Origin of the sequence: Mycobacterium sp. (assembly GCF_049281135.1) — a bacterium.
Lineage (GTDB): Bacteria > Actinomycetota > Actinomycetes > Mycobacteriales > Mycobacteriaceae > Mycobacterium.
The window spans coordinates 1-12,571 of the sequence record NZ_JBAPRN010000497.1; the positions used below are offsets into that span (position 1 = coordinate 1).

A 12,571-nucleotide genomic window follows, 5' to 3' on the forward strand; every position below is an offset into this window, starting at 1 on the left:
CTCAAGGAGATGGCGGTCTTCCTCACCCACTATCTCGGCTTTCCCCTGGGTTCAGCGCTCAACGGCGCGGTCGACAGCGTCGTGGCCAAGCGGAAGAAGGCCGCGGCGAAGGGTGCCGGCGAGGACAAGAAGGCCAACGTCGACGGCGCGCTCAAGATGCACTCGGGCGAATAGGCCCGTCAATCTCAGTACGGCTGAGCGCCTTTCGGCATCACATACTCCGACGTCGGGGCCGTCACTCCATTGACGGTCGTCCCGCCGTTGAGCATGCCCGGCGCCATTTCCAGCACGTTGTTCGGGAATCCGAACGTCGGTGTGGTGAGCGCATCGAGCCGGTGCAGTTCGTCGGCGGTGAGATTCACATCGACGGCCCGGATGTTGTCGTCGAGCTGCGAAAGCCTGCGCGCGCCGATGATGACGGATGACACGCCGGATTGTGCGTGAACCCAGGCCAGCGCGACGCTGGCGACGTTGGTTTGATGCGCTTCGGCGATCGCCTCCAATTCGTCGATCAGCGCGTAAGTCTCGTCGTTGAGGAAGGAATCGACCATCGCTCCGCGATCGGCATTGTGTGTACCGCTGTTGGCACGGGTGTACTTGCCGCTCAGCACGCCGCTCTTCAGCGGGGACCAGGGCGTGATGCCGAGACCGAATTCATTCGCCATCGGTACCAGTTCTTGCTCAATGCTGCGTTCGAGCAACGAGTACTCGACCTGCAGGCCGATGAAACTGGACCAACCGCGGAAACGGGCAATCAGGTTGGCTTCCACGATCTTCCACGCCGGGGTGTCCGAAACGCCGATGTAGCGAACCTTGCCGGCCGCAACGAGATCGTCGAGTGCGGCCATCGTCTCCTCAATGGGGGTGGTGGCGTCCCAGATGTGCAGCCAGTACAGGTCGATGTAGTCGGTCTGCAACCGCCGCAGCGAGTTTTCGCAGGCGTTGATCAACGATTTGCGGCCCGAGCCGCCACCGTTGGGATCGCCCGGATACAAGTTGCCGCTGAACTTGGTCGCGATCACCAGCCGGTCGCGTCGGGCGGCGTGGCGGCCGATGTGGTCGCCGAGGATCTTCTCGGAGTGGCTTCGGGTGTAGAAGTTGGCGGTGTCGATGAAGTTTCCACCGAGTTCGGTGTACCGATCGATGATCTGTTGGGACTCTTCGACACTGGTACCCCAGCCGAGGTCTTCGCCGAACGTCATCGCCCCCAGGCACAGGGGGCTGACGCGCAGGCCGGACCGTCCGAGTGTCACGTATTGATCCAGAGGCATGATGGCGACTTTCTGGTAGATTGTTCGACTATGCGTTTGTTCACATCTAAACTAGTTCATAACTGAACGATCTGGCAAGTCGATGTCTGCGGTTGATGCGGCCAAGATCTGGTCCCTGAATTACCGGGTGCTGTTGTCGGTCATCTCCAGCGCCGAGGACGAGATCTGCTCGTTGGGCCTGGAGTCGAAGGAGTTGTTCCTGCTCGCCGAGATCGAAGAGCACCCCTACCCTGCCGAACTGGCGACGATATTGAACATGCCCAAGGCGACGGTCACCGTGTACCTCAAACGGCTGGAGGCGGCGGGCTTCGTGCGTCGCGAGATCGATCCCGCCGATCTCCGGCGCCATCGCCTGCTGCTCACGGCAACCGGGCGCAAAGTCGCCGCCGGCGGCATGTCGGCGCTGTCGGAAGAGTTCACCAAGCGTCTCGGGCGTCTCACGGCCGCGCAGCAGAAGGAACTGAAAAACTTGCTCGAGAAAATCATCTGACTGTCGTTTCGCGTCGCGCATCCTCACCCCGCTAGAGTGACGTTTCGTGCGCGTTCTGGTGATCGGCTCCGGTGCCCGCGAACATGCCCTCTTGCTGGCGTTGCGCGCCGATCCACAGGTCGAGGCGGTGGCCATCGCTCCCGGCAATGCCGGCACGGCGGCAATAGCCGACCAGCACGATGTCGATATCACCTCGGGCGACGCCGTCGTTGCGCTCGCCCGCGAGATCGGGGCCGACCTGGTGGTCATCGGCCCCGAGGTTCCGTTGGTACTCGGGGTGGCAGACGCCGTACGCGAGGCCGGCATTGCCTGCTTCGGGCCCAGCAAGGCGGCGGCCGAGATCGAAGGGTCCAAGGCCTTCGCCAAAGACGTGATGGCGGCTGCCAGTGTGCGTACCGCGTCCAGCGAGATCGTCGACAGCCCAGCACTTTTGGACACCGCGCTAGACCGGTTCGGGCCGCCGGCCGGCGACCGCGCCTGGGTGGTGAAAGACGACCGGTTGGCCGCCGGCAAAGGTGTGGTGGTCACGCCGGACCGTGATGTGGCACGCGCTCACGGCGCGTCACTGCTCGAATCGGGACATCCAGTGCTGCTGGAGTCTTTCCTCGACGGCCCCGAGGTGTCGCTGTTCTGCATCGTCGACGGCGAGACCGTGGTGCCGCTGCTGGCGGCGCAGGACTTCAAGCGCGTCGGCGTCGGCGACACCGGACCTAACACCGGAGGCATGGGCGCCTACGCGCCGCTGCCGTGGCTACCGGCCGACGTCTACCGCGCCATGGTCAGCAAGATCGTGGAACCCGTTGCCGCCGAGATGGTCCGGCGCGGCAGCACTTTCTCCGGGCTGCTTTATGCCGGGCTGGCCATCACCGCCAACGGGCCCGCCGTCATCGAATTCAACTGCCGATTCGGCGATCCGGAGACGCAGTCGGTGCTCGCGCTGCTCGAGTCGCCACTTGGCCAACTGCTCAACGCCGCTGCGACCGGCACGCTGGCAAACTTGGGTGAGTTGAAGTGGCGCGACGGCGCTGCCGTGACGGTGGTGCTTGCCGCGGAGAACTATCCGGGCAAGCCACGGGTTGGCGACGCGATCGTCGGCTCGGAGGGTAACGGCGTTCTGCATGCCGGAACCGCTCGGCGCGACGACGGCGCGATCGTGTCGTCAGGCGGCCGCGTCCTGTCGGTGGTGGGCACCGGACCTGATTTGGCCGCCGCCCGCTCAGCCGCCTACGAGATCCTCGGATCAATTCGGTTGCCCGGAAGCCACTTTCGCACTGATATCGGCCTGGCGGCCGCCGAGGGCAAGATCCGTATTTAGAAGCCGGCCGCCTGGCCGTCGCGGCGAGGATCGCTGACCGCCAGATATCCGTCCTCGAGCCGCCAGATCGCCTGGCAACTGCCGAACTGGTTGTAGTCGTCGGTGGTGACCAATTGATGGCCCCGCCTCTGAAGTTCGTCCAGCGTCGACGGCGGAAAGCCTGGCTCGCAACACACCTGAAGGCCGTGCGCCCAGCGGAACCGCGGGCCGTCGCAGGCCGCCTGCGGATTCTGGCCGTGGTCGACGATGCGCCCTACCACCTGCACGTGACCCTGCGGTTGCATGGGGCCACCCATCACCCCAAAGCTCATCACCGGAGCGCCGTCCTTGGTCAGAAAGCCCGGGATGATGGTGTGGTACGGCCGCTTACCCGGTCCTACTTGGTTTGGATGCCCTTGTTGCACAGAAAAATCCGCGCCGCGGTTTTGCAGTGCGATCCCGGTGCCGGGCACCACGACGCCTGAGCCGAAGCCCATGTAGTTCGACTGGATCATCGACACCATGATTCCCGAGGCGTCCGCGGCGGTGAGATACACCGTGCCCCCACGAGGTGTGCCGGCAGAGGCCGGCCTGGCCCGGTCCCGATCGATCAGCGTCGCGCGGTCGCGCAGGTAATCCGTGTCGAGGAGACTCTGCGGGCTCACCGTCATGTGGTCGATGTCGGACACGTAGAACTGCGCATCGGCGAACGCGAGCTTCACCGCTTCGATCTGCAGATGCACGCTGTCGGCGGAATCCACTGGAAGCGCAGCCATGTCGAAGTTTTCGAGAATTCCGAGGGCGATCAAGGCGACGATGCCCTGGCCGTTGGGCGGTATCTCGTGCACCGTGTACCCGCGGTAGTCCCCAGAGATCGTGCCGACCCAGTCAGCGTGATGCGCCGCGAGATCGTCGGCTCGCATGGCTCCGCCGTTGGCTGACGAGTGGGCTTCGAGTTTGGCCGCCAGTTCTCCGCGGTAGAACGTCTCGCCCTGGGTCGCGGCGATCGCCTCGAGCGTGACGGCGTGGTCAGGCAACCTGACCAGCTCGCCGGGATTCGGTGCTCGGCCGGCGGACATGAAAGCTTCGGCGAATCCCGGCTGGGACTCGAAAAGCCGCACTTGGGCCGCCCACTGGTCCGCGATGGTCGACGACAGCAGAAAGCCGTTGCGAGCGTAGGAGATTGCCGGCTCGAAGAGCCGGTCGAAGTGCAGCCGCCCGAATTTGGCGTGCAACTCGACCCACGCCGATACCGCGCCGGGAACCGTGACGGAATTCCAGCCGAGCGGAGGAACGCCCTGGTCGCCGAAATACTCTGGCGTCCAGGCTGCGGGTGAGCGGCCCGAGGCGTTCAGCCCGTGCAGTTCCCGTCCGTCCCACACGATGGCGAAAGCGTCCGACCCGATGCCATTAGAGACCGGCTCGACCACTGTCAACGTGATCGCGGTGGCGATGGCCGCATCGACCGCGCTGCCGCCCTCGGCGAGCATTCGGAGACCCGCCTGGGCCGCGAGCGGTTGCGAGGTGCACACCACGTTCGTCGCCAGCACCGGCTTTCGCGGCCACGGGTAAGGCAGTTCCCATCCGAACGGCTGCACCGGCACAGTCTTTCAGCGCGCTCTGTCGTGGGCAAGCACCCGATATCGTCGTCGCTACGGTAGCTGATACCATTACGCTTCCGGCCAAGTTTGTAACCCGGCGTAGCCCAAACGAAGGTGCATCACATGCCCAAGCCCGTCATCGTCAGCGCAGTTCGGACCGCCATCGGGACTTCGTTCAAAGGCTCTTTGGTCAACACCACGCCCGAGTTCCTCGCGACCACCATCCTGCAAGAAGCCGTCCGGCGATCCGGGGTGGACGTCGCCGATATCGACGACGTGATCTTCGCCGAATCTCACTACGGCGGGGGCGACATGGCCCGCTACGCCGCGGCTGCCTCAGGCATGACGTCGGTTCCCGGTCAGGCTGTCAACCGGCACTGCGCGGGTAGCCTCACCGCCGTCGCCAACGCGGCAGCACAGATCGGCTCCGGAGCCGAGAAGGTCGTCGTCGGTGGTGGTGTGCAATCGCTGTCGATGACGCCGATGATGAACTGGCGCATTCCCGGTCCGACCCTGGAATTCGAGGAGCGGTGGATTCCGCCGACCCATGTGGAGACGCCTGATGCCCCCGGCCGCGACATGTCGATCACGGTCGGGTGGAATACCGCGCAGACCGTCGGGATCAGCCGCGAAGAGATGGATGCGTGGGCATTTCGTTCGCACCAGCGTGCGATCGCGGCGATCGACACCGGCGCCTTCGTCGACGAGATCGTTCCGCTGAAAATCAAAGGTCTCGACGACGCGCTGGTGGAGTTCAGCGTCGATGAACATCCGCGTCGCGAAACCAGCCTCGAGAAGCTCGCGTCGCTGAAGGTGCTGCACCCGGAGATCGAGGGGTTCTCCATCACGGCGGGCAACAGCAGCGGAACCAATGATGCGGCCGCGGCATTGACCCTGGCCGAGCAGGACTTCGCCCGATCTGCCGGGCTGAAGGTGCTGGGCTCGGTCAAGGCCTGGGCTTCGGCCGCCGTCGATCCGAAGGACACCGGTCTGGGCGCGGTCAAGGTGATCGGCAAGGTGCTGGACCGGGCCGGGCTGGCGCCAGGCGATGTCACGCTGTGGGAGATCAACGAGGCGTTCGCGTCGGTGCCGATCGCCGCGTGCCGCGAGCACGGGCTCGATGAGGACCTGGTCAACATCTACGGCAGCGGATGCAGCCTGGGCCACCCCATCGCCGCCAGCGGCGCACGGATGCTGACCACGCTGGTGCACGAACTGGGCCGTCGCGGCGGCGGAATCGGTGTGGCGGCGATGTGCGCCGGCGGCGGCCAGGGCGGCGCCGTCGTGATCGAGGTCTAGTCCGGTCGACGATGTGGGCCGCAACGCGGCCCGCCGAGGAGCCGGGCAATCATCCCGGCGCCTTACGTCCCTCGTCGATCAGCCGACTGGCGTGACCGAGAAGGCAATTCAGGCCGTACTCGAAGTTGATGTCGTCGGCGACGCCGATACGGTGACCCTTCTCGGTCAGCTTGGCGATCAGCGGCATGGTCTCGGGGTCGATGACCGGGCTGCCGCCGCGGCGATATGGTTCGGCTCCGGCGGATTTGTCTTGCAGCCGTTCCAGGACCGCCGCTCCCTGCGTGTGCACAGAGATGCTGGCGTAGGTGTCGAACGCGTCCTCGGGTGACAGGCCGGCCTCGACCAATGTGGCGACCGCCTTTTCCAGCTTCTGGAACGCCGCGAGCGTCGCCTCGCGGCCGAAGGTGCCGCGGATCAGGATCAGGTCGCACAGGATCGGGTTGTCCCGGAACGTCTGTCGCATCTTTCGCGCGTGATCCCGCAACGAATCCTGCCAGTCTTGGCCTTCGACGAAGGGTGTCGCGAAGTCGTACTGACCCAGCGCGCGGTCGGTCATCGCGTTGAGCAGATCGTCCTTTTTCCGGAAGTACCAGTAGATGCTTGTCACGCCGACATCGAGATGCTTGGCCAGCAGCGGCATGCTCAAGCCGTCGACCGAGACTTCCGCGGCGACGTCGAACGCGCCGTTGATGATTTCGTCGACGCTGATCGATCCGCGTTCACGTCGCTGCCGCTTGTCCGCGACGGGGGCCCTCGCCAATTCCGGTAACCTCCATGCACTCCGGGCGCGCACTGCAGCACGCTATCGTCTCGAATATCGTAAGCCTTCTGGTAGGGGCTGCGGTCGAGAAGGGCAGCGGTGCTACACAGTCAGCAGCGGCGCCATCCAGGTCAATTCGGCCGGCAGCTGCGCACTCCAGAACGACGCATCGTGGCTACCCGGTGAGAACCCGCCCGCCGGCGGGCTGGGTAACTGGGCGACGAACTGCTTGGTCGCGTTGTAGAACGGATCGCTGTTGCCGCAATCCACCCTGATCGGAATGGACGCCAACGCGGGCATTCCGAATACCGAGTTAGCCGCGAAATCGTCGGGGCCGTCGAACGCGCCCGGGGCGGCCGCCCCCGACGACATCCACAGCGCCGGGCTCACCGCACAGATCGCCGCGGTGCGGCCGGCACCGAGCCGGCCGCCCAGCAACAAGGCCCCATATCCGCCCATCGACCAGCCGAGAAACCCGACCCGGGAGGTGTCGAGGCCCTGGCCGCCCAGCATCGGGATGAGCTCGTTCAACACCATGGCGCTGCAGTCTTCGCCGGAAGCCCTTTTGTGCCAATAACTTCCGCCACCGTCGACAGCCACTACCGCGAACGGAGGCAGGCCGGCGGCGACGGCCTGGGCCAGCCCCTGCTCGACCCCGCCCTCCATCACGGTGGCCGCGCTGCTGCCCTTGCCGTGCAGCGCGATCACCGGTCGAAGCGGTTTGGTCTGACCGGGGGGACGTGCGATGGCCCAGTTGGTGGCCACTCCACCGCGCGCCGCGGACACGAACGAACCGGTCACCATCGTCGGCGCGGCCACCGGCTCCAGCGGCGGGTGCGGCGCCAGCGGAATGCCCGTGCCGGTCATGACTACCGGGGCCGCCACCCGAGGACGCCCGGGAAGCACGCGGTCCATCGCATAGGCGCCGAGCGCTCCGGCCGCGGCGCCGCTACCCAGGCGCAACACGGCACGACGACTCATCTCCGGCATGCGGGTCATCATAAAGCGCCGCTTTCGGTCCCCTCGCGGCTCCGCGACTCCTGGGTGTTTGTTCGAAAGGGCAATGCGGCACCAGCCTGGCTGGCACCATGTCCTAGGTGACTGCAGCTGTCGCTCCCGAGGGAGCCCTTGCTCCCGGGGTAGCTGTCGCTGCCAAGCAGGTCGTCGCCGCGCCGGCTGTTGCCACCGCACCGACGGTTGTCGCTGCGCCCGGCGCCGTCGCGCCGAAGGCGGTTGTCGCTCCCAAAGGCGCCGTAACCCCCAAGGGCGAACGTCGCCGGTATGCGCTGGTCAGCGCCGCCGCCGAGCTGCTCTGTGAAGGCGGATTCGAGGCGGTCAGGCACCGCGCCGTGGCGCGCCGTGCAGGTCTTCCGCTGGCGTCGACCACCTATTACTTCTCCAGCCTCGACGATCTGATCGCCAGCGCGGTGGCGCATATCGGGTTGCTAGAGGTCGCGCAGCTGCGTGCGCAGGTGGCCACGCTGTCGCGTCGGCGGCGCAGCGCCGATACCACTGCGGACCTGCTGGTCGACCTGCTCGTCGGCAGCGAATCCGAAACGCGCCTGACCGAACAGCTGATTTCGCGCTACGAGCGGCACATCGCTTGTGCCCGCCTACCCGGATTGCGTGAAATCCAGCGCCGTAGCCTGCGCCAGCGGGGCGACGCCGTCGCCGAGGTCATCGAACGGTCTGGACGGTCGGTGCGCCCCGAGCTCGTCGCGGCGTTGATCTGCACGGTCGACGGCGCAGTGGTTTCGGCTTTGGTCGACGACCGCCAGGATCCGCGCACTGTCGCGCGGTCGACGGTGATTGATGTCATTGATGCGGTGGCGCCGTTCGACCGGCGACCCATGCAGGTGTGATTCCGTTCCAGCTGAATTAGCCGTTCACACCACTCTTTACGCCCGCTACTCATCGACGACGTCGCTAGCTGTCGAGCTGCCGGCGGATCGCGGTCAACCCGCGCTGCGCTTCGTCGAGAAGGGCCGCGACGTGAGCCACCTGCGCACGTAGGTCATCGTTGTCCTGCCGTGGCGCAGCGCGGCGACGGCGGGCCGGCGCTGCATTGGGCGGCAGCGTCGGCGTGACGACATAACCGGTCGCGAAATCGCCGTACAACGTCACATCCTCTGGGCGGTGATACCAAAACAGCGCAACGTACGCGCACACCACCGCGTCGACCGGATCCTCGTCCCGGTCGAGTTGTACCGGCCGGGTCGCAGCCTCGACACGCCTACGAAGCTCCACCCAGGAGACGTTGTGGTTCACCCGCAGTCGGGGCGACGCTTTATCAAGGCCTTCGATCAGCGTCATCAAGTGCAGCAGCTCGTGCTGACGTGCCTCGAAGATCCCCTTCTTGTATTTGAGGGTTTTCTCCAAACCGAACAACGCGATAGTCGCTGGATGCGGATACACCTCGATTGCCCGCCGCGTCGAGGTCGACGCGGGGTTCATGTCGAGGGTGAGTGCGTTCGCGATCCGCGCGCCGCGCGGACTCTTGAACGCGGGGTTCTCGGTGTTCGCCGGATGGGCGCCCGCCTCGAACGCATGAAAGTCGCGGTTGAGTGCCGTCTCGCACGGCCGGGCTCCAGTTGAGTTCCGCACGATCAAAGGGGCGTCGATGGCCACCAGGCAGTCGTCGCTGACGTAGGGCTCCACCGCGGCTTCGATGCTTTCATCGTCGTGCCCCGCGCCGACGTACAGTAGCCGGCCGTCGGAGTCGACGACGGCGATACCCGTGTTGTTCTTCTCGCCCCAGGCCAGATCGAGCCCAACGAAGTGCATGAGCCTCACTGTGCCTGATCCGCGCCCGACGCGGCGCCGTTAAGCTGTGTGTTTGTGACAATCCCGAACGTCTTGGCCAACCGCTACGCCAGTGCCGAGATGGTGGCGATCTGGTCACCGGAGGCCAAGATCGTCGCCGAGCGGCGGCTCTGGCTTGCGGTGCTGCGGGCACAGGCGGAATTGGGCGTCGATGTCCCCGCGACCGTTATCGCCGATTACGAACGGGTGCTGGACGACGTCGACCTGGCATCGATCTCCGCCCGCGAGCGGGTGCTGCGCCACGACGTGAAGGCTCGCATCGAGGAGTTCAACGCGCTGGCCGGTCACGAACACGTGCACAAGGGCATGACCAGTCGCGACCTGACCGAGAACGTCGAGCAGTTGCAGGTTCGCCGTTCGCTGGAGTTGGTGTTTGCGCACGGCGTGGCCATGGTGGCCCGGATGGCCGAGCGCGCGGCGAGCTACCGCGATCTGGTGATGGCCGGACGCAGTCACAATGTCGCGGCACAGGCCACCACATTGGGCAAGCGGTTCGCGTCGGCAGCACAGGAGACTCTGGTCGCATTGACCAGGCTGCGGGAGTTGATCGATCGTTACCCGTTGCGCGGCATCAAAGGTCCGATGGGAACCGCCCAGGACATGCTCGACCTGCTCGGCGGCGACGCGGCGAAGCTGGCTGACCTCGAACAGCGCATCGCTGATTTCCTTGGCTTCGCAACGGTTTTGACCAGCGTCGGGCAGGTGTATCCGCGTTCGCTCGACCACGACGTGGTGTCGGCTTTGGTGCAGCTGGGTGCCGGCCCGTCGTCGCTGGCGCACACCATCCGGCTGATGGCCGGCCATGATCTGGTCACCGAGGGCTTCGCGGCCGGACAAGTCGGCTCGTCGGCGATGCCGCATAAGATGAACACCCGCAGCTGCGAGCGGGTCAACGGGCTCCAGGTCGTGCTGCGCGGCTACGCCTCGATGGCCGCCGAGCTGGCCGGGGCGCAGTGGAACGAAGGCGATGTCTTCTGCTCCGTGGTGCGCCGAGTCACGTTGCCGGACAGCTTCTTTGCCGTCGACGGCCAGATCGAGACAATGCTGACCGTGCTCGACGAATTCGGTGCCTACCCCGCGGTGATTCAGCGGGAGCTGGACCGCTATCTGCCGTTCCTGGCTACCACCAAGGTGTTGATCGCCGCCGTGCGCGCGGGAGTGGGCCGGGAAACGGCGCACGAGGTGATCAAGGAGCATGCGGTCGCTGCGGCGCTGGCGATGCGTGAGCAAGGCGCCGAGCCCGATCTACTCGACCGGCTGGCCGCCGACCCGCGCCTGCCGCTGGATCGGACCGCGATCGATGCCGCGCTGGCCGACCGAAAAGCGTTCATCGGCGCGGCTGGCGATCAGGTCGACGCGGTGGTCGCGGAGGTCGACGCGTTGGTCACCCGCTATCCCGATGCGGCCAAATACACGCCGGGTGTCATCCTATGACTCTGGCCGGGGCGCTCTCGCAGGTCGACTTCACCGACCTGGATAACTTCGCCAACGGCTTTCCACACGAACTGTTCGCCGTCCATCGGCGCGAGGCGCCGGTCTATTGGCACCGTCCGACCGAGCACACGCCCGACGGCGAGGGGTTCTGGTCTGTCGCCAGCTACGCGGAAACGCTTGCGGTGCTGAAAGATCCGGTGACGTTTTCGTCGGTTACCGGTGGCGACCGACCGTTCGGCGGCACGCTGCTGCAGGATCTGTCGATCGCGGGCCAGGTGCTCAACATGATGGACGATCCGCGGCATACGCAGATTCGGCGGCTGGTCAGCTCGGGGCTGACGCCGCGGATGATCTCCTCTGTCGAAGACGACCTGCGTGCGCGGACCCGTCGGCTGCTGGATGCGGTGGTGCCCGGTGAGCCGTTCGACTTCGTTATGGACGTCGCTGCCGAATTACCCATGCAGATGATTTGCATTCTGCTGGGAGTGCCTGAATCCGAACGGCATTGGTTGTTCGAGGCCATCGAGCCTCAGTTCGACTTCGGCGGATCGCGCAAGGCGGCCTTGTCGCAGCTGTCGACCGAGGAAGCCGGCTCGCGGATGTACGCCTACGGCCTGGAGTTGATCGCGTCGAAGCGCGTCCAGCCGACCGAGGACATGTTGTCGGTGGTCGCCAACGCCGCCCTTGCCGACGACGCCCCGGCCATGTCCGACCTCGAGCTGTATTTGTTCTTCAGCCTGCTGTTCAGTGCCGGCGCGGAGACGACCCGCAACGCGGTCGCCGGCGGACTGCTGGCCCTGGCCAACCATCCGGAGCAATTACGCGCGCTGCGTGAGGATTTGGACACGCTGCCGACCGCGGTCGAGGAGATGGTCCGGTGGACGTCGCCGTCGCCGTCCAAGCGGCGCACGGCCACCCGTGACGTCACGGTCGGCCGCGAGTCGATCGCGGCTGGGCAGAAGGTGCAGATCTGGGAAGGCTCGGCCAACCGCGACGCAGGCGTATTCGACGAGGCCGACGAGTTCGATATCGCGCGAAAGCCCAACCCGCACCTTGGTTTCGGCCAGGGCGTGCATTACTGCCTGGGCGCTAACCTGGCCCGGCTGGAGCTGCGGGTGCTGTTCGAAGAGCTGCTGTCGCGGTTCGGAACCGTGCAGGTCGTAGGTGATGTGGAATGGACACGTAGCAACAGGCACACCGGTATCCGCCACCTCGTCGTGGAACTGGTCTAGCGCGCCCTGACCGCTATTCCCGCCGAACGCAATTCGAGGGCGGCAAGGCCATGGATGGCGCGGGGATCCGCCGCACGCCATGCCCCGACCGGATCGGGAGTTACGGCGGTGAGCCGGCCCAGCGGCCGGTTGGCCAACGCCCGCAACGCCAGCAGCTGTGCACCGGCCGGGGTGGCGGCCAGCGCGCTCACGGTCAACTTGCGCCGGAGGAACCGAATGCGTAGCGCCAGCCACGGCACGACCACCCCGAGAGTCGGCGGGGCCGCAACCGCCAAGGCCAGTACGACGGCCAGCCAGCTGGCGGTGCTATCCAAGTTGTGGCCGGCGCCGGCGATGTCGAGTGCGGCCTTGCTGGCGGCGGTCAGCG

General features: G+C 66.0%; 11 protein-coding genes and 2 pseudogenes. 7 read left to right on the forward strand and 6 right to left on the reverse strand.

Going from position 1 to position 12,571, the window contains the following annotated elements:
- Positions 1-174 (forward strand): annotated as a pseudogene (locus WAN02_RS19890) (carboxymuconolactone decarboxylase family protein); the annotation flags it as partial.
- An 11-nt stretch (positions 175-185) separates the two neighbouring features.
- On the opposite strand, the gene WAN02_RS19895 reads toward WAN02_RS19890, so the two are convergent.
- Positions 186-1,271 (reverse strand): aldo/keto reductase, encoded by a 1,086-nt coding sequence (locus WAN02_RS19895; RefSeq protein WP_422265950.1) that lies wholly within the window; start codon positions 1,269-1,271, stop codon positions 186-188.
- A gap of 127 nt (positions 1,272-1,398) precedes the next feature.
- Between WAN02_RS19895 and WAN02_RS19900 the strand changes: the two genes are divergently transcribed.
- Both WAN02_RS19900 and purD read left to right on the forward strand, forming a co-directional pair.
- A complete protein-coding gene (locus WAN02_RS19900; protein WP_422265951.1) occupies positions 1,399-1,761 on the forward strand; it encodes a MarR family winged helix-turn-helix transcriptional regulator in 363 nt (120 codons plus the stop codon).
- 46 nt (positions 1,762-1,807) lie between these two features.
- Positions 1,808-3,076 (forward strand): phosphoribosylamine--glycine ligase, encoded by a 1,269-nt coding sequence (gene purD, locus WAN02_RS19905; protein ID WP_422265952.1) that lies wholly within the window; start codon positions 1,808-1,810, stop codon positions 3,074-3,076.
- On the opposite strand, the gene WAN02_RS19910 is transcribed toward purD, so the two are convergent.
- A complete protein-coding gene (locus WAN02_RS19910; RefSeq protein WP_422265953.1) occupies positions 3,073-4,653 on the reverse strand; it encodes a gamma-glutamyltransferase family protein in 1,581 nt (526 codons plus the stop codon). The genes purD and WAN02_RS19910 overlap by 4 nt on opposite strands.
- Positions 4,654-4,779: 126 nt before the next feature.
- Here WAN02_RS19910 and WAN02_RS19915 point away from each other — a divergent pair, with 126 nt between their 5' ends.
- Positions 4,780-5,955, forward strand: a complete 1,176-nt coding sequence (locus tag WAN02_RS19915; protein ID WP_422265954.1) for a thiolase family protein — start codon at positions 4,780-4,782, stop codon at positions 5,953-5,955.
- A gap of 49 nt (positions 5,956-6,004) precedes the next feature.
- Here WAN02_RS19915 and WAN02_RS19920 read toward each other — a convergent pair whose 3' ends face one another.
- Together WAN02_RS19920 and WAN02_RS19925 are read right to left on the reverse strand one after the other, a co-directional pair.
- Positions 6,005-6,715: a TetR/AcrR family transcriptional regulator gene (locus WAN02_RS19920; protein WP_422265955.1), complete on the reverse strand. Its 711-nt coding sequence runs from the start codon at positions 6,713-6,715 to the stop codon at positions 6,005-6,007.
- Between the two features lie 102 nt (positions 6,716-6,817).
- Positions 6,818-7,717, reverse strand: a complete 900-nt coding sequence (locus WAN02_RS19925) for an alpha/beta hydrolase (RefSeq protein ID WP_422265956.1) — start codon at positions 7,715-7,717, stop codon at positions 6,818-6,820.
- Positions 7,718-8,001: 284 nt separating this feature from the next.
- On the opposite strand from WAN02_RS19925, the gene WAN02_RS19930 reads away from it, so the two are divergent.
- Positions 8,002-8,577: a TetR/AcrR family transcriptional regulator gene (locus WAN02_RS19930; protein WP_422265960.1), complete on the forward strand. Its 576-nt coding sequence runs from the start codon at positions 8,002-8,004 to the stop codon at positions 8,575-8,577.
- Positions 8,578-8,641: 64 nt separating this feature from the next.
- Here WAN02_RS19930 and WAN02_RS19935 read toward each other — a convergent pair whose 3' ends face one another.
- On the reverse strand, positions 8,642-9,499 hold the full coding sequence (locus tag WAN02_RS19935; protein WP_422265957.1) for a DUF429 domain-containing protein: 858 nt from the start codon (positions 9,497-9,499) through the stop codon (positions 8,642-8,644).
- Between the two features lie 54 nt (positions 9,500-9,553).
- Between WAN02_RS19935 and purB the strand changes: the two genes are divergently transcribed.
- Both purB and WAN02_RS19945 read left to right on the forward strand, forming a co-directional pair.
- A complete protein-coding gene (gene purB / locus WAN02_RS19940) occupies positions 9,554-10,972 on the forward strand; it encodes an adenylosuccinate lyase (RefSeq protein WP_422265958.1) in 1,419 nt (472 codons plus the stop codon).
- A complete protein-coding gene (locus WAN02_RS19945) occupies positions 10,969-12,204 on the forward strand; it encodes a cytochrome P450 (protein WP_422265959.1) in 1,236 nt (411 codons plus the stop codon). The genes purB and WAN02_RS19945 overlap by 4 nt, the downstream gene beginning before the upstream one ends.
- Here WAN02_RS19945 and WAN02_RS19950 read toward each other — a convergent pair.
- A pseudogene (locus WAN02_RS19950) lies at positions 12,201-12,571 on the reverse strand (hypothetical protein); the annotation flags it as partial. The gene WAN02_RS19945 and the pseudogene WAN02_RS19950 sit on opposite strands and share 4 nt — an antisense overlap.

What these genes read in the sequence shown, in the direction of transcription:
- WAN02_RS19895 (WP_422265950.1), bottom strand. Translation starts at nt 1,271, where the DNA reads ATGCCTCTGGATCAATACGTGACACTCGGACGGTCCGGCCTGCGCGTC.
- WAN02_RS19915 (WP_422265954.1), top strand. Translation starts at nt 4,780, where the DNA reads ATGCCCAAGCCCGTCATCGTCAGCGCAGTTCGGACCGCCATCGGGACT.
- WAN02_RS19925 (WP_422265956.1), bottom strand. Translation starts at nt 7,717, where the DNA reads ATGATGACCCGCATGCCGGAGATGAGTCGTCGTGCCGTGTTGCGCCTG.
- WAN02_RS19935 (WP_422265957.1), bottom strand. Translation starts at nt 9,499, where the DNA reads ATGCACTTCGTTGGGCTCGATCTGGCCTGGGGCGAGAAGAACAACACG.
- WAN02_RS19945 (WP_422265959.1), top strand. Translation starts at nt 10,969, where the DNA reads ATGACTCTGGCCGGGGCGCTCTCGCAGGTCGACTTCACCGACCTGGAT.